The sequence below is a fragment of the Rhodohalobacter mucosus genome (genome assembly GCF_003150675.1).
Lineage (GTDB): Bacteria > Bacteroidota > Rhodothermia > Balneolales > Balneolaceae > Rhodohalobacter > Rhodohalobacter mucosus.
In genome coordinates, this window is the sequence record NZ_QGGB01000005.1 from 375,328 (window position 1) to 392,110 (window position 16,783).

Genomic DNA, 16,783 nt, shown 5'->3' on the forward strand with positions numbered 1-16,783 from the left:
GTCACATTCTTCAATTGGCAAAAACACTCCGTTCTGTAATGAATATATGCGCAGAAAGTATCAAAACAACCTCACGGTATGCGCGAATTTGCGGGCGGCGGGAGGAGGGAATCTTTGGTATTGTGTGGCAAAAGGCAAAGGGCAAAAGGCAAAAGGCAAAAGGCAAAAGGCAAAAGGCAAAAATGAGAAGGCAGTCTTGAGTATTGAGTATTGAGCATTAAGCATTAAAATTTTACCCTGCCTTTGTTGATTGTTGATTGTTGATTGTTGATTGTTGATTGCTGACTGCTGCCTATTAACCTCAGAAAGAATTTCTGAGCTGCCCGTTGTAGCCTGTAGCCTGTAGCCTGTAGCCTGTAGCCTGTAGCCAGAGAATCTCAGATTGGGCCCGAAGTCTCGGGAGCGAACTCTGATCTCTGAAATATTTTCTGCCACGTTCCTTGAACCTTCAACCTTGAACCCGGCCTCAGTCTCCGTTACTAAACCGCTCCGCAGCTGCTTTTTCAAGCTCTTCGCGATTATCGGGATGTGCGATCTTGATCAGTTCTTTCGCGCGATCGGCCATTCCCTTGCCATATAGCGATGCGGTTCCATATTCCGTAACCACGTAGTGTACGTGGGCGCGCGTGGTTACCACACCTGCGCCCTGCTTCAGAAACGGAACAAGCCGGCTTTCTCCGCGCCTCGTGGCGGAAGGGAGGGCGATGATCGGCTTTCCGCCCTCCGAAAGGGATGCGCCCCGGATAAAGTCCATCTGCCCGCCCACGCCTGAGTACTGGTACGTTCCGATGGAGTCGGCGCACACCTGGCCCGTCAGGTCCACTTCGATGGCGCTGTTGATTGCGGTAACTTTCGGATTGCGGCGGATTACGGCGGTGTCGTTCACATACGCGCAGTCTAGCATCGCAACATTGGGATTGTCGTCCATGAAATCATAGAGCTTCCGTGTTCCTACGGTAAAGGAGGAGACGATACGGTTGGGATGCCTTCTTTTCTTGGAATTGTTGATTACACCCGATTCCACAAGATCAATAATACCATCGGAAAACATTTCGGTATGCAGGCCAAGATCTTTGTGATCGGTAAGCGATGCCAGAACCGCATCAGGAATGCTGCCGATACCAAGCTGCAGTGTGGCTCCATCTTCAATCAGCTCTGCGCAATGGCGGCCGATTTTTAGTTCGGTATCCGTAAGCTCAGCCGGTTCGTGCTCCGGGATGGGGTCGTTAACCTCTACGCCGTAATCAATCTCGGAAACATGAATCATTCCGTCGCCGAGTGTGCGCGGCATGTTGGGGTTGATCTGAGCAATGACCAGTCTGGATTGATTCACGGCAGCACGTGATGCGTCAACCGATACTCCCATGGAGCAGTAACCGTGTTTGTCTGGCGGACTCACATGAACAAGGGCAGCATCAAGATGGATAATACCCCGATTAAAAAGCTGAGGTACCTCACTCAGAAAGATCGGAACATAATCTGCCCGTCCGTCTCGTATGGCCTGGCGGACATTCTTCCCCACAAAAAAAGCGTGTACACGAAAAGCGTCACTGCATTCAGGGTTAGCGTAGGGTGCAGGGCCTTCTGTGTGCAGCTGATATATTTTAACATTTTTCAATTCTTTATAGCGCGCGGCCAGTGCCTGGACCAGCTGTATGGGAGCTGCCGCAGCGGTATGAACATAAATTGAAGTATCGGATTGAATGTGAGCGAGTGCTTCTGAAGCAGAGACGGTTTTCATCTTTTATGAATCGGAAATTGAACAGTTTAAAGTGGTTGAATCAAACTATAAAGATCATGAAATCAGCATGTTTTTGAAAACAGATCTTCAATTTATTTTTAGAATGAGCCACAGGTAAGAGAAAGGAGAAGGAGTGGATTGAATCAGTGCGTTTGGATGGGAAATACTCTAAAAAAAAGGCACATGCCGAAGCATGTGCCCTGTCATGGATCAAAACAACACGGTGATCCGCTTTAAAAGATCATGTTCTTCTTTTAGAATCTGCTGACCCCCGAAAAACCGGAATAAAGATCACATGAACGTTGATTCTCACACATGGAAACGTATGTCTTTGGAAAGACACCCGGGGGATATTTTTGTTACAAATGTCGGGAAGAAGTTTAAGATGCGATCTGCGTTAAATGAAAAGCAAGATGCGATGTGTCAGGGCTGAGGTACCGGCTCATAAATCCACTATCGGAAATCAGGTATCAATCTGACTGCGCGCGATCTTTTACTATCGGGAAAAGTTTCATGTACGTGCCTATTCGCCAGACCCATTCAAAGGGTCCGTACCTGAATTTCTGCAGCCACAGCCGGCTTATAACCATCTGAGCAATAATAACACCGAGAGCGATTGCAAATGTATGAATATTTCTGAGTTCACCCAGAAGCCCAAGTCCCCATCCATACAGAATGGCAGTGCCTGCTACAGACTGTAATACGTAGTTTGTAAGCGCTGTACGTCCATATGGGATAAACCATCTGAAAAAACGGGCCCCTCTTGTTTTTTCCCAGGCCATTACAAAGAGGCAGAAAATGATAACGGTAAGCGACAAATTCAGCAGGTCGTAAAGTGTAAGTCCGAACATCACGATCCATGAATCGAGCCCTTCAATGGCTGACAGGTCCTGTGTCAATAAAAGAATCACGGCTGCCGCAATCACGCCGGCTAAAACGGCAAACGACCATTTAAGGGCTTTTTTCAGCTCTGTTGCGTAACGCGCTGTATCCTCAAAAAAGCGCAGACGACCCAGCATCATTCCGCCCAGGAAAAAGGCAAACGTAAGGTAACCGCGTGAAATGACCCCAACCTGAAAATCCGCTTTCAGGATCATCCCCTCGGTGGCATTCGTTGCAAAAACGCTCCAGATGCTGCCGGAAGTAAGAGTTGCGAAATAGGTGGCCAGCTCCGGCGAATCGGGCATGAATCCGGCCTGCCCAAAGAGGCTTCCGGCACCGAATGTGCTGTAAATGATGTAGCGGGGAAGGCCCAGGAATATAAGCGCCATAATCCATATCAGCCATTTGTTCGATACGCGATGAAACAGAACCAACACCAGCCCCAGAACAGCGTAGATGGTTAAAATATCCCCCCTGTAAAACAGGTGGTGGAGATAACCGATCGCAAAAAGCAGCAGAAGCCGCCAGACAAAACGAACCCTGAAATCCATTCCCTTTTGAGCAGCTCGATCCATTTGAATGAAAAAACTAAGCCCGAAAAGGATAGAAAAAAGTGCAAAGAACTTCCCCCGAAGGAACAGATTAACGAATATATCAACACCCTGATCAAGAGGTCCCTGAACAATGGCTTCCATGGCTCCCTCCGGTGCAGGGCCTGCGATATACTGTTCCACAAAATGGACAATTAATATTCCGGCAAGCGCAAACCCCCGGAAAGCGTCAATGCTTTCAATCCGGTTTAGTACCGGTTTCAGAGCGGTAGAATTCATTGGCTGACATGGTATTGAAAGACGATGGAGCTGCCTTGTGAAATGCTGTTGGGAGCTCTTTGGAGCCGTCAATATAGATATAAAAATCGAACATCAGTAAAACAAAGAGGCCGTGAAAGAGGCTGAGCCGATTCCTCTGCGGAGTGCAGGTACCCCATACGGGATAGTAATCCGGTACCAATGCTCTGCAGGTGACGAAATCAAAAGGCTCTGACTCATACACCTCCAGCATAACATTACTGATATTATGACTAATGCAGATGCGTTGAAAGATTTGCGAACCATAAACTTGACACAGATCAGGCCCTTAAATACCATGCTTTGGCTGAATCTATTATAAAATCAGGCGGTTTTAACATATCACAGACGTTCAGAATGAAATAAGTTGTCAGCCCGGTTTTTCCGCTGGTTCATTGAATTCATTCATCCTTCGTTGACGGTTTCACACTCAACGCCTTTTAGTATGCCGGTTTCGCCGACAGACACTGAAGCATTATGTTTATTCTCATGAATATATTTTTGGCAAGTTGAGAGTACTTAAAAATTTTTTGCAAGATTTCCGGACTTGATTTGTCTAATAGTATCAGCAGGCATATTCGATTGTAACGATCGGTCTCAAAATTCAATTGATGATAGAAACCTCCGAAAAAAAAGTTCTGAATTTTGACAGGCTCTATGAGGAGTACGGAGAGCGTATTCTGAATACAGCCTATAAGATGACAGGAGGAGAGGATGTGGCAAGGGATTTGACACAGGATATTTTCTTAAAAGTTTACGAGAATCTGGACTCCTTTAACCAAGAGTCTCGAGTCTACACCTGGATATACCGCATTGCTGTTAACCATATACTGAACTACCTGAAGAAAAGTAAACGGTACAATTGGCTGGACCTTCTGAACAGATCGATTTCAGAGGTGATTCATTCGGAAAAGCCAATATCTGAATATTGGAGCCGGGATAGTTTTGTGCCTCCTGATGAGAAAATGGAACGGCAGGAGAGTGAAGTCCTGATTTGGAATTTGATTCAAAAACTGCCCTCGAAATATAGGGTGCCGCTTATTTTACAACGATATGAAGAGATGAAAATACAGGATATAGCCGATGTGATGGAGCTCAGCGAAAGTGCCGTGGAATCACGGGTTCACCGCGCAAAAAAGAAATTGCTTGTGCTGATGAAACCTTATTCAGATGATTTGATGAATTAGACACTGAAAAATATCAAAAAGCCATGAACACGCAGGAAGAACATGTTAAAAGTTTATTTTTGGATTGGTCTGAGAATAAACTCAGTGAAGCTGACAGTATGAAGGTAGATCACCATCTAAACGAGTGTGAAAACTGCGCATCATACTTTAAGAATATGCAGTTTCTTTTTAACAACCCTCAAAAAGAGCAGCTGCCTGTTTTGGAGATGGATCCATATCTGCCTGTAAGGATCAAATCAACAAAAGCGGATTCAGTACAGAGCCTGCAATCAAGCAGCGCAAGGCTTCGAAATACCTTTCTTGGTGCATTGATCGTCTCAGGTATTTTGATCGGTTTTCTTCTTGGACAGCAGTTGGTATATACGGCCTATTATTCCGATCGCTTAAGTTCTTATGAAAATGTACCGGTTGAATGGATGTACTATGAGGGTATCGCGCAGCCAGGACTAGGTTCTCGATATGAACATGTAATATCTGAAATAGAGGATGAAGAGCTATGAAAGTTAAAACACTTGCGGGAGTATTGATTTTCCTTATCGTTCTGAACATCAGCGTGATTGGGACAATCGTATATCTTCATGTAACCAATGGCACACCTCCGGTAGCCAGGCTTATGGATGGGAACCCGGGTTTCACACCTCCTTATGTTGAAAGTATTGAGCAGATGGAAAACATGACGCCAGGCCAGCGTCGTCAGCTATTTCAGTTGGTTGAGTCATTCAGGGAAAAAGTTCAGCCGATGCATGATGAGGTACAGATGATTGATAAAGAAATGCGCGATTTACTGATTACGAGTGATCAAATTCCGAATAAGAAAGTTGAGGAATTGATGCGCAAAAAAGCAGATCTGCAGTTTGAAATTGGCAAACACGTGCTGGATAATCTGCAGCGGTCAAAGTCATTTCTAACCCAAGAACAACAACGAATGTTTATCGATCGTATCATGTCGGCCGGACCAAGATCTGGAATGGGTAGTCCGCCGGGCACATCGGTTCCTGGACCGGGTGCGGTTCCGGGTCCGGGAATGATGCGGGGGGAGTTCGATAATCGTTGATTAACTAATCGGTAAAAGATTATCCAGGAAATCCAGCATGGGTATCAAGCCGGCAATTGACCGTTGATTCATTATTCTGAAGAGGTGATGATTTCAGGTTGCGAAACTCAAAGGGAAGGTGCAGTTCCATGTAGGTCCCAGGGATAATTTGCAAGGAAATAGTTTTTTGGTTGTCTAATTCAATAACCAATACAGATCAACCAAATAAATTACAGTGAGGTAAACCATGTACACATTCATGAAATATTCTTTAATCATTCTTATAGCCGTTACCGGAAGTGCCTGTTCAGAAATGTTGAATTCTGAGACAGAAGAAACGGATAGCGATTTTATGGAACCCATGACGGCAGCATTAATCTCTGAGGAAGGAAAAGAGGTAAAAGGCAAGGGAATCTTCATGCTGACCTGGAGTAACTTTAATCCAGGGTTTTTAGATGGCGATGCAACCAGGGGCACAGCCATGGCTATTGGATTTGAAGAGGAAACACTACTTCTTCCGCCCCATAAAAGTTCAACGGTGAATATGGGTGACGTCACCATTGAATTACCACAGCAGGAAATCCTTCAGCTTGAAAAACAAAACTTCCGATTTCAGGATCACACAGTTTATTCCAGCAGATCCATAGGTCCGTTTCAGCAAAATAGATCCATCTCATTTGCACCTGAGCAAGACTATACATTCAACGTAAGCGGATCAGAAATTTTCCCTGCTCTCATACTACAAGTTACGACACCGAAAGATATGGTTACTATAACTGCGCCTGATGATTCTGATGCGGCAGGCCACACAGGTGATCTTACCTTGAACTGGGATGCGAATCCGAAAAGACCTGTGGGGATCATGATCAGGCCGGCAATACAGTTCAGAAAAGGGCAAAAGCCGCAGGGTCTGAATCGTGAAAATAGTGAGATAATCATCCTGAAAGACCAGGACGGTACCTACACTCTTTCAAATGAAATCCTAAACAAAGTTGCTTCCTTTTCTGACAAAAATGCCGTGCATGTTTCAGTTGGTCAGCTTCACTTTGAGGACCAGGTAGTTGACGGGGCAAGTTATCGAACCATCATACGGACAGATGACCATCTATATGTTCGGTTGAACTAACAACCCATGCCATATTGAAACACCCGCAAAGGCAGAGCTTCATTAAGTTCTGCCTTTTTTATGCTTGAGTGTTTTGAAAGGGTAGATGCAGTGTCAGTTTATTGTCGTGGAGTGTTATAAACATAACGCACAGACAATTTTTGGTGGGATGAACACGCTGGTCTCAAAAAGTAAGCAGAAAGGTGTTTGATCGACACTAACCGGGACAAGTTCCCCATACGGGATAGTGATCCGGTACCAATGCACTGCCGGTGGCGAAATCAAAAGGCTCTGACTCAATATTTTCTACACACCATCCGCTGATATCCTGATTGAAGAGTACTGCATCACGAAACATCCCGTCCATAATTCCGATGTTGCTCAAATCCCAGCCTCCGATATCCTGGTTAAAGGAGGATGCTCCGGAAAACATGAATGCCGCTGTGGATACGCTGCCCATGTTCCAGCTCCCGATGTCCTGGTTAAAAGAGGTTGCCCCCGCGAACATGAAGTTTGTGGTGGCTGCGCTTTCGGTATTCCAGCCTCCGATGTCCTGGTTAAAAGCGGCCGCATCTGCAAACATTCCGTTAAATTGAACCACATTGCTCACATCCCATTCACTGATATTCTGATCAAATGAGACTGCCCCGGTAAACATCCCGTTCATTTCCCGGACGTTCCCAACGTTCCAGGCTCCGATATCCTGATTGAATGAGGCTGCTCCGCCAAACATACCTCCCATGTTCAGGACATTACCCATATTCCATTGACCAATATCCCGGTTGAATGCAGAAGCATTGAGAAACATATTATTCATGTACTCAACATTTCCAACATCCCAGTTTCCAATATCCTGGTTAAAGGTGGCTGCATCCTGAAACATCATCGCCATATTCGTGACGCTGCTTACATCCCAGTGACCGATATTCTGATTGAATGAAGAATCATCTTTAAACAGTTCACTCATGTCGGCAATGTTTGATGTGCACACCCTCGTCAGATCTGCCCCATCGGCAATACGCTGTTCCAATAGATCCCTGTTTACAGCCTCGTATTCGATTCCATCCACTACACCGGTGTCCCCCGGAGCTGCAGACGGACATTTAATGGTGACACCATTGTCGTCAAGAAAAAACGTCTCATCTGAATTTACCGAGGTAGAGCAAGACGTGAGAATGAAAAGGAGAATCACCCAAAGTGGTGTTGGGAAGAAAGGCAGGGTTGATGAGTTCTTCATAAGCACCTTCGCTTGATTATTATGGATATCCGGCTAATCAATAATTCACAAATACAGTTAATTATGCAAGATGTTTCTTACAAATAACGATATTGAAGAGTTCTCAGCTGATTCCATCACAGAATATGGATTGTGATATCAGAGAATGTGTGACGAATCTGACTGAATTAAAAACCCTCATTGATTTTATATAGATAACGCCGTTTGTCCTGCTCATCCTTTATCCGGATAATGATGTTGTCGCTCTTTTTGAAATGCTTTTTGAACTTCGAGTTTATCGCCCTGATCGTTTCATTTCTTAATTTTCTTCTGTAGTCGTAGCTATCGGTTTCGGGCCAGACCCGTTCTTCAAGCTCTTCGGAATCAAGGCCTGATCTTTCATTCATCAGCTGCTCCAGAACCATCTTTTCTTTTGTTTTGAGCCAGGAGTACCTGTCAAGGTTGTGGAGATCGGGGTACGCCTCTTCCGGCGCCTGCTTTTTCCCGTTCTTCTTGCTGCGGAAAAGGAAAAACAGTAGAACTAAAAAGGCGGGAACTGTAATGCCATAAATTAAGAGTGATCTGATATACGAATCTGAATGTGCTTTTTCAATCTCACTGAGCAGTGAATCTTCCGGAATTTTAACAATTCTGATGGGGATGTCTGAAGGTTCTGCTACACGGTTAAGCCCTACTATGTAAATCATGGACTCATTTTGATCCATCAAAAAGTTTGTAGGAAGAATATTTCTGAGTAAATCAGACTCTAATTGAATCGCTGGATGTGTGTCCGAAGTCAGAGTATGTACGGGTAAAAAGAACATGCCTTCATTTAAATCTTCTTCAATTGCCGGTATGTACCATATATTGCTTTTCGAACTGTAGAATGATCCGGTAATTTTATTTTGAGTAAAAATAGACCGGTAGAATGGGTTCGGGTAATGTTCAAGGTCTGAATCAATCACGCCTTCCTTATGCCACTCTTTCTCTTCAAAGGAAAACTTCCAGATATCTCTTAAGGTTTCCATTTCTGTAGACGGATCATCAGCCCGAAGTTCATTCTCAGGTGCCCATCCACCGAACGTAAAAAGCTCCTGTTGCTGCGGTATGTAGATGCCGGTATTAACTACCCTGGCACTTGGGATTGTTGAGTTTGGAGCTACCTCTTGAATACTCCACTCTTTCAAATATGTATTAAAGTATGTGATGTAGCTCTTCCATGACCAGTAACCATACCCGCCAAATGCGTGAACGGTGCCGTCCTTAAAAAAAGGATAATGGGTGTACTGATTTCTGTGCGGATGTGAGTTGTCTATTCTATTGAAGCTGCCATCATCTAAATCCAGTTCATAGACGGATCCTACTCCTGTATCCCAGAAATAAAATGTATCACTCGCAGAATCAAAGCCTGACTCTAAATCCCGAAGAGGTTTTGGAAGCTGACTGAGACCGGACAGATAATCCCAATTATTTTCAGGGATGGAGTATGACCAGAGTCCCTGCTCATTGATCAAATAAATAATGCCATTCTCACTGTCGATCCCGGTATGAATGCTGCCGCCTGGTTGCAGCACAGGTTCAATGAACGCTTGCAGTGACTCAGAGCCATCCTGAGCTGATAATGATACTGAATTAGCAAGCAGTGAAACGCAAAGCAATAAAAAACCAAATCTATAACGGACCTCAGGCAACGGGTTTACGAACCGGTTCATAATTTTTTTCAAGGTTCAGAAAAATTTGCAGTAAAATTCTACAGAGATATTAAGCCGTTAGAATTCAATTAAGTGAGAACACGATAGATACAGAGAACACAGAAGATTCAAGAGTAATGATGAGAAATGCATGAGCACATTTCTCTATGTCCAAATGGGTAATTTGACTGACCTCACATTACCCATTTTTTTTAAATTCAGACAAGGGGTGATGTAACTGCAATAACTCCCACATCTAAAATCTAAGACAAATTTGCCAAAAAGAAGAAAATCATTCCCCGGATAGGTTCTGCAGTTTCTGCTTTCACCGTTTCTAAATATGGCTGAAATTCGGTTCATTGATAGATAACCCTGAACCAATTCAATGCTGATATGAAACCTATTTTTTGGGTATTTGGACTATTTTACTTTATTCCTTCGCTGGCCTTCTCTCAAAACACAGCTGAAAAGACTGAACCTGTATTCGAACAGGTGCTTTCTTTAAAAAACCCGGGTTCGGTACAGATATCTCCGGACGGTCGACACGTATTGTACTCCGTCTCATCAGCGGAATGGTCTGAGAACCGCTATGATTCGGAATTATGGTTATCTAAAAACGGCGGAGAGCCATTTCCCCTGACGCATAACAGCAGCGGCTCAAGCAGCAGCGGCACCTGGTCGGATGATGGCAAGTGGATCCTCTTTATCCGGAATGTGGACGGAAAGAACACGATGTTTGTGATCTCTCCGGATGGGGGAGAGGCGTTCCCACTGTCATATATTGATAAGAGCATTCAGAGCTTCGACCTCTCTCCAGACGGGAAAACCCTTGCCTTTTTATCTCAGCAGGAGCAGCCTGAAGCGCGGAAAACCATGGAGGAACGCTTTGGTAAATTTGCAGAGGATGATACCGACTATCTGCTCAACCGGCTCTATACCGTGGCATTCAATCCCCATTTTACCCGGTCGCATCAGCAACCGTGTGAACAGGACTCAACCTATACCATGTGTCCGGAAGCCCCGGAAGTAGTGCCTCATCTCGAAGAAGCTGAATTTACCATAACAGGCATAGAATGGTCACCTGCAGGTGACAGGATTGCAGTTGATCATCAGCCCAATCCGATCATCACCAGCTTTTTGGAATCCGACATTGCCATCTACGATCCTGAGACAGGGCAGCTGGACAAGGTTGTCCAAAATGCTTCATCGGATGGATTCAGTGTATGGTCGCCCGATGGCAGCAGATTTGCCTACACCAGTAGTGTGGATAACGACAGCAGTAATTTCTACGCCAACAACAGATATTTTATTTATGATTTGGGCAGCGGCGAATCGAGGGAAGTTGCCCGACAATTTGATGAAAACCTGAATATTGCGGCCTGGAGCAACGACGGCATCTATGCTACAGCCTGGCAAAAAACCAGGCGGCCTGTCTATCGCCTTGATCCTCAAACCGGGTCTGTTGAAATGTTTTCCGGTTCAAAGAGGCTCGTGTATGGCCTGTCCTTCTCCAAAGATGGTTCAAAGTACGCTATGAGCGCACGTGACGGGGATGAAATAAATGAAGTTTATCTGACGGACTTGGAAGGTACGAACAGCCGCAAGCTGACGGATTTTAATGATCAGATTACGGGCTGGAAAACTGTGGACAGTGAAGTGATCAGCTGGAACAGCCGTGATGGTGTTGAAATCGAAGGGATCTTACATAAACCTCTTGATTATAATCCGGATCAGAAATATCCATTGCTGGTTGTTATCCATGGCGGGCCGACCGGCATTTCATTGCCCTCGCCTGTGCCCGGCTACGTTTATCCCATTGTGCAGTGGGTAAATAAAGGAGCCCTGGTACTTGAACCGAATTACAGGGGATCGGCAGGATATGGGGAAGAGTTTCGCTCACTGAATGTCAGGAACCTTGGGGTCGGGGATGCATGGGATGTACTTTCCGGGGTGGATCACCTGATAGAGCAGGGCGTTGCGGATTCTACAAAACTGGGATCCATGGGATGGAGCCAGGGCGGCTACATATCCGCTTTTCTGACGACATGGTCGAACCGGTTTGAGGCGGTAAGCGTGGGGGCGGGGATCTCCAACTGGATGACCTATTACGTAAATACGGACATTCATCCGTTCACCCGTCAGTATCTGAAAGCGACACCCTGGGAAGATCTGGAGATCTATGAACGGACGTCACCCATGACCTACATCAACAACGCATCCACGCCTACGCTTATTCAGCACGGAGAGTTCGACCGCAGGGTTCCCACTCCGAATGCCTATGAGTTGTACCAGGGCCTTCAGGATGTGGGTGTGGAGTCACAGCTTATTATATACGAAGGGTTTGGGCACGGCATCAACAAGCCCAGGGAAAGGCTGGCCGCCACCTGGCATAACTGGATCTGGTTCAACAAATACATCTGGGGCGAGGAAATAGAAATGCCGCTGGAATGATCTGAATCAGCTGGCCCCGGGCTATTTCGGCTTCTCGTGCCGCTGATCATGAGATGGGCATTTTAAATCGACAATTATCAATCAACAATCATCAATAAAAAAGTACCCGGGAAGGGACTCGAACCCTTACGACATCGCTGCCATCGGATTTTGAATCCGACGCGTCTACCAATTCCGCCACCCGGGCATGGTTTGTACTAATGATGGCAATCTCAAATATACGGAGCAGGTTGTTTAATAGAAATGGTTGTATTGATCTTGAGTCTTGAGAAGTGAGAAGGCAAAAGGGAGAAGTGAGACGTCAAACGTCAGACGTGAGATGGGAAACTGAGACTGGCGACTGGCGATTGAAAATGTGCGACTTGTGATTGTGGACCTCAGTATTGTTGTCAATATTGCCCGCTGAAGCCTGTAGACTGCTGCGAGCAGTTCACTTCGTGGGAATCGCCTGCGGCTCGGAGCGCAGTCCCGAGACTTCGGGAAAGCCTGAAGCCCTGTCCACGGGGAATACCCCGAAGGGATCCCCATGGGAAATTCCCCGCTCGGCTGTGTCGACCTTTGGACTAGGATTGCGACAATAAAAAGACTGTTTGCAATAAGGATAAAAATTCTAGCAGCTTTTAGTTGAACCTTAAACCTTAAACCTTAAACCTTAAACCTTAAACCTTAAACCTTAAACCTTGAACCTTGAACCTTGAACCTTGAACCTTGAACCTTGAATCCCACCTCACTTTCCGAACGACAACACGGCAACAGGATCCGTTTTGGCCGCAATGCGGGCCGGAAGCCAGGAAGCGAGTGTACAGAGAAGAATGGTGACTGCACTGACAATCACAAAGTCGAGCAGATGCGGCTCAACGGGTACGGTGCTCATGTAGTAGTTTTCCTCAGAAAGCGGAATAATCTGGTAGTTGATCTGCAGCCAGAAAAATACCATTGCAATTCCGGTACCCATCAGAAGTCCCGATACGGCGACATAAAGTCCCTCCAAAAGAAAAACCTGTCGTATAGAACGGCTTCTGGCCCCGATTGTCTTCAAAATACCAATGTCCTTGACCCGCTCGAGTACCATCATCAGCACCGTGCCAATCAGGTTGAAAGCGGCAACGACAATCATAACCGCGATCACAAAAGGGATCGTCTCTTCCTGCAGATCCACCCATGCGAAAATATTGCGGTATCGCTGGTATACATTTTCAGTTACAAAAGGGAAGCGTGTATCATCACGAACCGATGCATATACGGAGCGTATATTATCCATATTCACCGCATTGATATCGATCATGCTCGCTTCAAGCGTTCCAAGCTCAAACAGGCGTCGAACCGGCTGAATATGCGTCAATGCAAAATTGTCATCAAATCGTGCGATTCCGGTCTGATAGACGCCTGTGAGCCGGAACTGGCTGATCTCGGGACTATTGAGGGGGGAGGGGAGTCCGTCCAGCGCATAAACGGTGATGCGGTCTCCGATCTCTGCGCCAAGAGTTTGGGTGAGTGAGCTGCCGAGTATGATGCCGTGCAGCCCGTCCTGCTGCTTACTGATGTCGTAGGTTCCTTCCGATATGTAGTCCCGGAGCCGGGTTACATCGCCTTCGCCGGGTACTCCCTTGATCCCTGTACCGCTCACTTCGCCTGGCCCCTGGATCATAACCTGACCCAAAATTACCGGCTGTGCTACATCCACTCCCGGCATGTCGCCTATATGAACACTGAGCGTATCCGACCGGAATATGGGATCATTCATAAACGAATGCACCGTCACATGCGGCGCAAATCCCAGTATTTTCTCATTGATGGTGGATTTAAACCCGTGCACGATCGACAGTGAAATAAGCAGTCCCGCCGAGCCGATGGCAACCCCCCCGATGGCCATCAGCTTGATGAACGATAAAAAACGGGATTCACGCTTCGATCCCCAGAAATAGCGTCGCGCAATGTAGGCGGTGAAATTCATATCAGGTGCGGGGTGCAGGATTCCCCGATAATTCGGGATTTTTCAGGTTGCAAGTTGCAGGTTTCAGGTTTAAAGTTCTACACGAGAATATCAGGATTGGATTGGAAATAGACATCTTCAAAAAAAGCACTTCTTACAGGAGACGCTCTGGACCCGGTTTTAGTACATCAGGAAATGTGAAAACATGTATTGCAAAACCACAACACTCGGACTTATCCAAAGCACTCGTGATCCTCAAGCTTAACCTCAGCCTCAAATTTCAACATGTAACCTGAAACCTTAACCGTCAAACCTGTAACGCCAAAGCGCTCTGCGCTACCCCTCCGGTTTCATTTGCGGAAAGAAGAGCACATCGCGTATGGAGTCTGAATCGGTCATAATCATCGCAAGGCGGTCGATACCGATACCGATACCGGCGGTTGGCGGCATGCCGTATTCTATGGCTCGCAGGAAGTCTTCATCCACGGTCATCGCTTCCTCGTCGCCGCCGGCTCTAAGGCGGGCCTGTTCTTCGAATCGCTCGCGTTGGTCTACCGGATCGTTGAGCTCTGTAAAGGCGTTTGCGATCTCCTTACCGTTGCAGATCGCTTCAAAACGCTCAACAAGCCCTTCCTTGCTGCGGTGTTTCTTGGCCAGCGGACTCATCTCAACGGGGTAGTCTGTGATGAATGTGGGCTGAATCAATTTGGGTTCAACGGTTTCACCAAAAATTTCATCTATCAGCTTTCCTTTGCCCATGCTTTTATCCACTTCAATGTGGAGATCCTTTGCGATGTTGCGAATCTCACTTTCCGATTTGCCGGAAAGATCGTGGCCGGTCTCTTTCTCAATGGCTTCGTACATGGGGATTCGGGGCCAGGGTGCCTTGAAATCAATTTCATGTTCACCCACGGTTACGCTGGTTGAACCGTGCAGCTTCAGGGCAACATGCTCGATCATGTTCTCCATGAAGCTCATCATCCAGTTGTAGTCTTTCCACGCCACATAGAGTTCCACCTGCGTGAACTCCGGATTGTGAAAGCGGGAAAGTCCTTCATTCCGGAAGTCTTTTGAAAACTCATATACCCCGTCAAAACCGCCTACGATCAATCGTTTCAGATAGAGCTCATTGGCAATACGAAGGTAAAGGTCGATATCAAGAGCGTTGAGGTGTGTTTTAAAAGGCCTTGCCGAGGCTCCCCCGTAAATTGGCTGCAGGATGGGAGTTTCCACCTCCAGGTATCCGCGCTCATTCATAAACTCCCGCATTGACTGTACCATGTGCGTGCGTTTGATGAAGGCATCCTTGACATCCGGATTGACGATCAGATCCACATATCGCTGCCGGTACCGCATCTCCTTATCCGAGAATGCGTCAAAGGTCTTTGTTTCACCCTCTTCGGTCTCCACTTCCTTGGGGGTTGGAATCGGGCGAAGGGTTTTGCCTAAAAATTCGAACTCTTCAGCGTGAATGGTGGTCTCGCCGGTTCGCGTTTTAAAAACAAATCCGCGGATGCCGATAAAGTCGCCGATGTCGGTGAGCTTCTTGAATACGGTATTGTACTCCTCGGTGCCCACGTCGTCGCGGCGAATGTAGATCTGGATGATGCCGCCGGAATCCTGAAGCGTAAAAAAAGAGGCCTTTCCCATGATACGCCGCGTCATTACACGGCCTGCAACGGATACACGCTCTGCGCCTTCCGGTTCCCCGGCGATCAGCGTCTCTTCATTCTCCAGAATATCCTTTGAAGTATGGGTGACATCATATTCATAAGGGTAGGGGTTGATGTCAAGTTCCCTGAGCTGCTCAAGTTTGGATTTTCGGATCTGTTGTTGTTCACTTAGCGAGGGTTCAGCCTTCGTCATTTAAATAGTTGGATTATTAACGTATTTTATAGTTCTATAGAAACGCCTAAAATAACAAAAAAACGTAGCAACAGATACTTCCTTTTTACTATGTTCACAGGAGTGAAAGGCACGAATCGAATGCCTGAATGCTTTGAAATGAAACAGGGAGGGGGGTGAGTTGAGCTACGTTATCGATACCATACCGGAAGTTTTGTTTGAACAAATTCAACATCACGGTCTGCCGGAGGAGATCCTTTCGGGGTACGAACCTCTGAGGGTTGAAACATCCGGGGGCGACATAGACACATCACAGAGCATCACAGGCACACTGCTTATCAAAAAAATTGCCGACCGCTGTATGGATGTTTCCAGAATCGACGTCTATACGGAAAAGTACGAGAAACCAAAAGCATTCATCGGAAGCCGTGAGGTATCGGTCAGCTTCTCACATACTACGGATGCACTGGCCGCGGCGGTATCCGAAAAGTATAATGTGGGTCTCGATATGGAGAGCATGGGACGCCCGGTTCACAAGCGTCTTGCAGAAAGAATGAAACATTTCGAAGAGTCGCCACTCCTTTATGAACAAAATGAATGGATCCGCATTTGGACGCTCAAGGAAGCGGCCTTAAAAATGATCGGAACCGGACTCAGAAAACCGATGAATAGCGTAAGCATTATTCAGATGGATAAATATGGGTTCAGTGTACAATTTGACGATGGAATGCGTGCAAAAATTTGTAGCTTCCCGAATCACGGTCATTGGATCTCCATTTGCTACAGACAACTACCCAAAAAACATATCATCGATAGTAAAAGACTTCACATTATTTAGGTCATCGAAGGAG

At 46.3% G+C, this 16,783-nt stretch carries 13 protein-coding genes and 1 tRNA gene; 6 read left to right on the forward strand and 8 right to left on the reverse strand.

All coding sequences use genetic code 11. The features are described from left to right. Positions 1-466: 466 nt before the first annotated feature. The 3 genes from DDZ15_RS07135 to DDZ15_RS16700 all read right to left on the reverse strand — a co-directional run bounded on the left by DDZ15_RS07135 (position 467) and on the right by DDZ15_RS16700 (position 3,685). Positions 467-1,741 carry an acetyl-CoA hydrolase/transferase family protein gene (locus tag DDZ15_RS07135; RefSeq protein WP_109646384.1) on the reverse strand — a complete coding sequence of 425 codons (1,275 nt, stop codon included), beginning with the start codon at positions 1,739-1,741 and terminating at the stop codon, positions 467-469. A gap of 470 nt (positions 1,742-2,211) precedes the next feature. Next, positions 2,212-3,453 carry a DUF418 domain-containing protein gene (locus DDZ15_RS07140; RefSeq protein ID WP_109646385.1) on the reverse strand — a complete coding sequence of 414 codons (1,242 nt, stop codon included), beginning with the start codon at positions 3,451-3,453 and terminating at the stop codon, positions 2,212-2,214. Next, a complete protein-coding gene (locus DDZ15_RS16700) occupies positions 3,413-3,685 on the reverse strand; it encodes a hypothetical protein (protein WP_109646386.1) in 273 nt (90 codons plus the stop codon). Before DDZ15_RS16700 ends, DDZ15_RS07140 begins: the two co-directional genes overlap by 41 nt. A gap of 397 nt (positions 3,686-4,082) precedes the next feature. Between DDZ15_RS16700 and DDZ15_RS07150 the strand changes: the two genes are divergently transcribed. The 4 genes from DDZ15_RS07150 (at position 4,083) to DDZ15_RS07165 (ending at position 6,817) form a co-directional block, all read left to right on the forward strand. Beyond that, positions 4,083-4,658: an RNA polymerase sigma factor gene (locus DDZ15_RS07150; RefSeq protein ID WP_109646387.1), complete on the forward strand. Its 576-nt coding sequence runs from the start codon at positions 4,083-4,085 to the stop codon at positions 4,656-4,658. Positions 4,659-4,681: 23 nt separating this feature from the next. Next, complete coding sequence (locus DDZ15_RS07155; protein WP_109646388.1) at positions 4,682-5,158, forward strand: zf-HC2 domain-containing protein; 477 nt, start codon at positions 4,682-4,684, stop codon at positions 5,156-5,158. After that, a complete protein-coding gene (locus tag DDZ15_RS07160; protein WP_109646389.1) occupies positions 5,155-5,712 on the forward strand; it encodes a Spy/CpxP family protein refolding chaperone in 558 nt (185 codons plus the stop codon). The genes DDZ15_RS07155 and DDZ15_RS07160 overlap by 4 nt, the downstream gene beginning before the upstream one ends. A gap of 238 nt (positions 5,713-5,950) precedes the next feature. Next, the gene (locus tag DDZ15_RS07165; protein ID WP_109646390.1) at positions 5,951-6,817 is read left to right on the forward strand and encodes a hypothetical protein; all 867 of its coding nucleotides are present in this window, start codon (positions 5,951-5,953) and stop codon (positions 6,815-6,817) included. Positions 6,818-7,013: 196 nt separating this feature from the next. On the opposite strand, the gene DDZ15_RS07170 is transcribed toward DDZ15_RS07165, so the two are convergent. Beyond that, positions 7,014-8,033 carry a BspA family leucine-rich repeat surface protein gene (locus tag DDZ15_RS07170; protein ID WP_109646391.1) on the reverse strand — a complete coding sequence of 340 codons (1,020 nt, stop codon included), beginning with the start codon at positions 8,031-8,033 and terminating at the stop codon, positions 7,014-7,016. Positions 8,034-8,200: 167 nt separating this feature from the next. Next, positions 8,201-9,586 carry a hypothetical protein gene (locus tag DDZ15_RS07175; protein WP_146198538.1) on the reverse strand — a complete coding sequence of 462 codons (1,386 nt, stop codon included), beginning with the start codon at positions 9,584-9,586 and terminating at the stop codon, positions 8,201-8,203. 510 nt (positions 9,587-10,096) lie between these two features. Here DDZ15_RS07175 and DDZ15_RS07180 point away from each other — a divergent pair. Continuing rightward, the gene (locus DDZ15_RS07180; RefSeq protein WP_109646393.1) at positions 10,097-12,154 is read left to right on the forward strand and encodes a S9 family peptidase; all 2,058 of its coding nucleotides are present in this window, start codon (positions 10,097-10,099) and stop codon (positions 12,152-12,154) included. A gap of 103 nt (positions 12,155-12,257) precedes the next feature. Here DDZ15_RS07180 and DDZ15_RS07185 read toward each other — a convergent pair. From DDZ15_RS07185 to lysS, 3 genes are all read right to left on the reverse strand, one after another. Next, positions 12,258-12,341: transfer RNA gene (locus DDZ15_RS07185), tRNA-Leu, on the reverse strand. 540 nt (positions 12,342-12,881) lie between these two features. After that, entirely contained in the window at positions 12,882-14,108 is a 1,227-nt protein-coding gene (locus DDZ15_RS07190; protein ID WP_109646394.1) for an ABC transporter permease, read from the reverse strand. A gap of 315 nt (positions 14,109-14,423) precedes the next feature. Next, positions 14,424-15,953 carry a lysine--tRNA ligase gene (gene lysS, locus DDZ15_RS07195; RefSeq protein WP_109646395.1) on the reverse strand — a complete coding sequence of 510 codons (1,530 nt, stop codon included), beginning with the start codon at positions 15,951-15,953 and terminating at the stop codon, positions 14,424-14,426. Between the two features lie 160 nt (positions 15,954-16,113). Between lysS and DDZ15_RS07200 the strand changes: the two genes are divergently transcribed. Next, the gene (locus DDZ15_RS07200; RefSeq protein ID WP_109646396.1) at positions 16,114-16,770 is read left to right on the forward strand and encodes a 4'-phosphopantetheinyl transferase family protein; all 657 of its coding nucleotides are present in this window, start codon (positions 16,114-16,116) and stop codon (positions 16,768-16,770) included. Positions 16,771-16,783 lie beyond the last annotated feature (13 nt).

Excerpts from the sequence above, each read along its gene's own strand:
- DDZ15_RS07135 (WP_109646384.1), bottom strand. The coding sequence starts at position 1,741 with ATGAAAACCGTCTCTGCTTCAGAAGCACTCGCTCACATTCAATCCGAT.
- DDZ15_RS07140 (WP_109646385.1), bottom strand. The coding sequence starts at position 3,453 with ATGAATTCTACCGCTCTGAAACCGGTACTAAACCGGATTGAAAGCATT.
- DDZ15_RS16700 (WP_109646386.1), bottom strand. The coding sequence starts at position 3,685 with ATGCTGGAGGTGTATGAGTCAGAGCCTTTTGATTTCGTCACCTGCAGA.
- DDZ15_RS07150 (WP_109646387.1), top strand. The coding sequence starts at position 4,083 with ATGATAGAAACCTCCGAAAAAAAAGTTCTGAATTTTGACAGGCTCTAT.
- DDZ15_RS07155 (WP_109646388.1), top strand. The coding sequence starts at position 4,682 with ATGAACACGCAGGAAGAACATGTTAAAAGTTTATTTTTGGATTGGTCT.
- DDZ15_RS07160 (WP_109646389.1), top strand. The coding sequence starts at position 5,155 with ATGAAAGTTAAAACACTTGCGGGAGTATTGATTTTCCTTATCGTTCTG.
- DDZ15_RS07165 (WP_109646390.1), top strand. The coding sequence starts at position 5,951 with ATGAAATATTCTTTAATCATTCTTATAGCCGTTACCGGAAGTGCCTGT.
- DDZ15_RS07170 (WP_109646391.1), bottom strand. The coding sequence starts at position 8,033 with ATGAAGAACTCATCAACCCTGCCTTTCTTCCCAACACCACTTTGGGTG.
- DDZ15_RS07180 (WP_109646393.1), top strand. The coding sequence starts at position 10,097 with ATGAAACCTATTTTTTGGGTATTTGGACTATTTTACTTTATTCCTTCG.
- DDZ15_RS07190 (WP_109646394.1), bottom strand. The coding sequence starts at position 14,108 with ATGAATTTCACCGCCTACATTGCGCGACGCTATTTCTGGGGATCGAAG.
- lysS (WP_109646395.1), bottom strand. The coding sequence starts at position 15,953 with ATGACGAAGGCTGAACCCTCGCTAAGTGAACAACAACAGATCCGAAAA.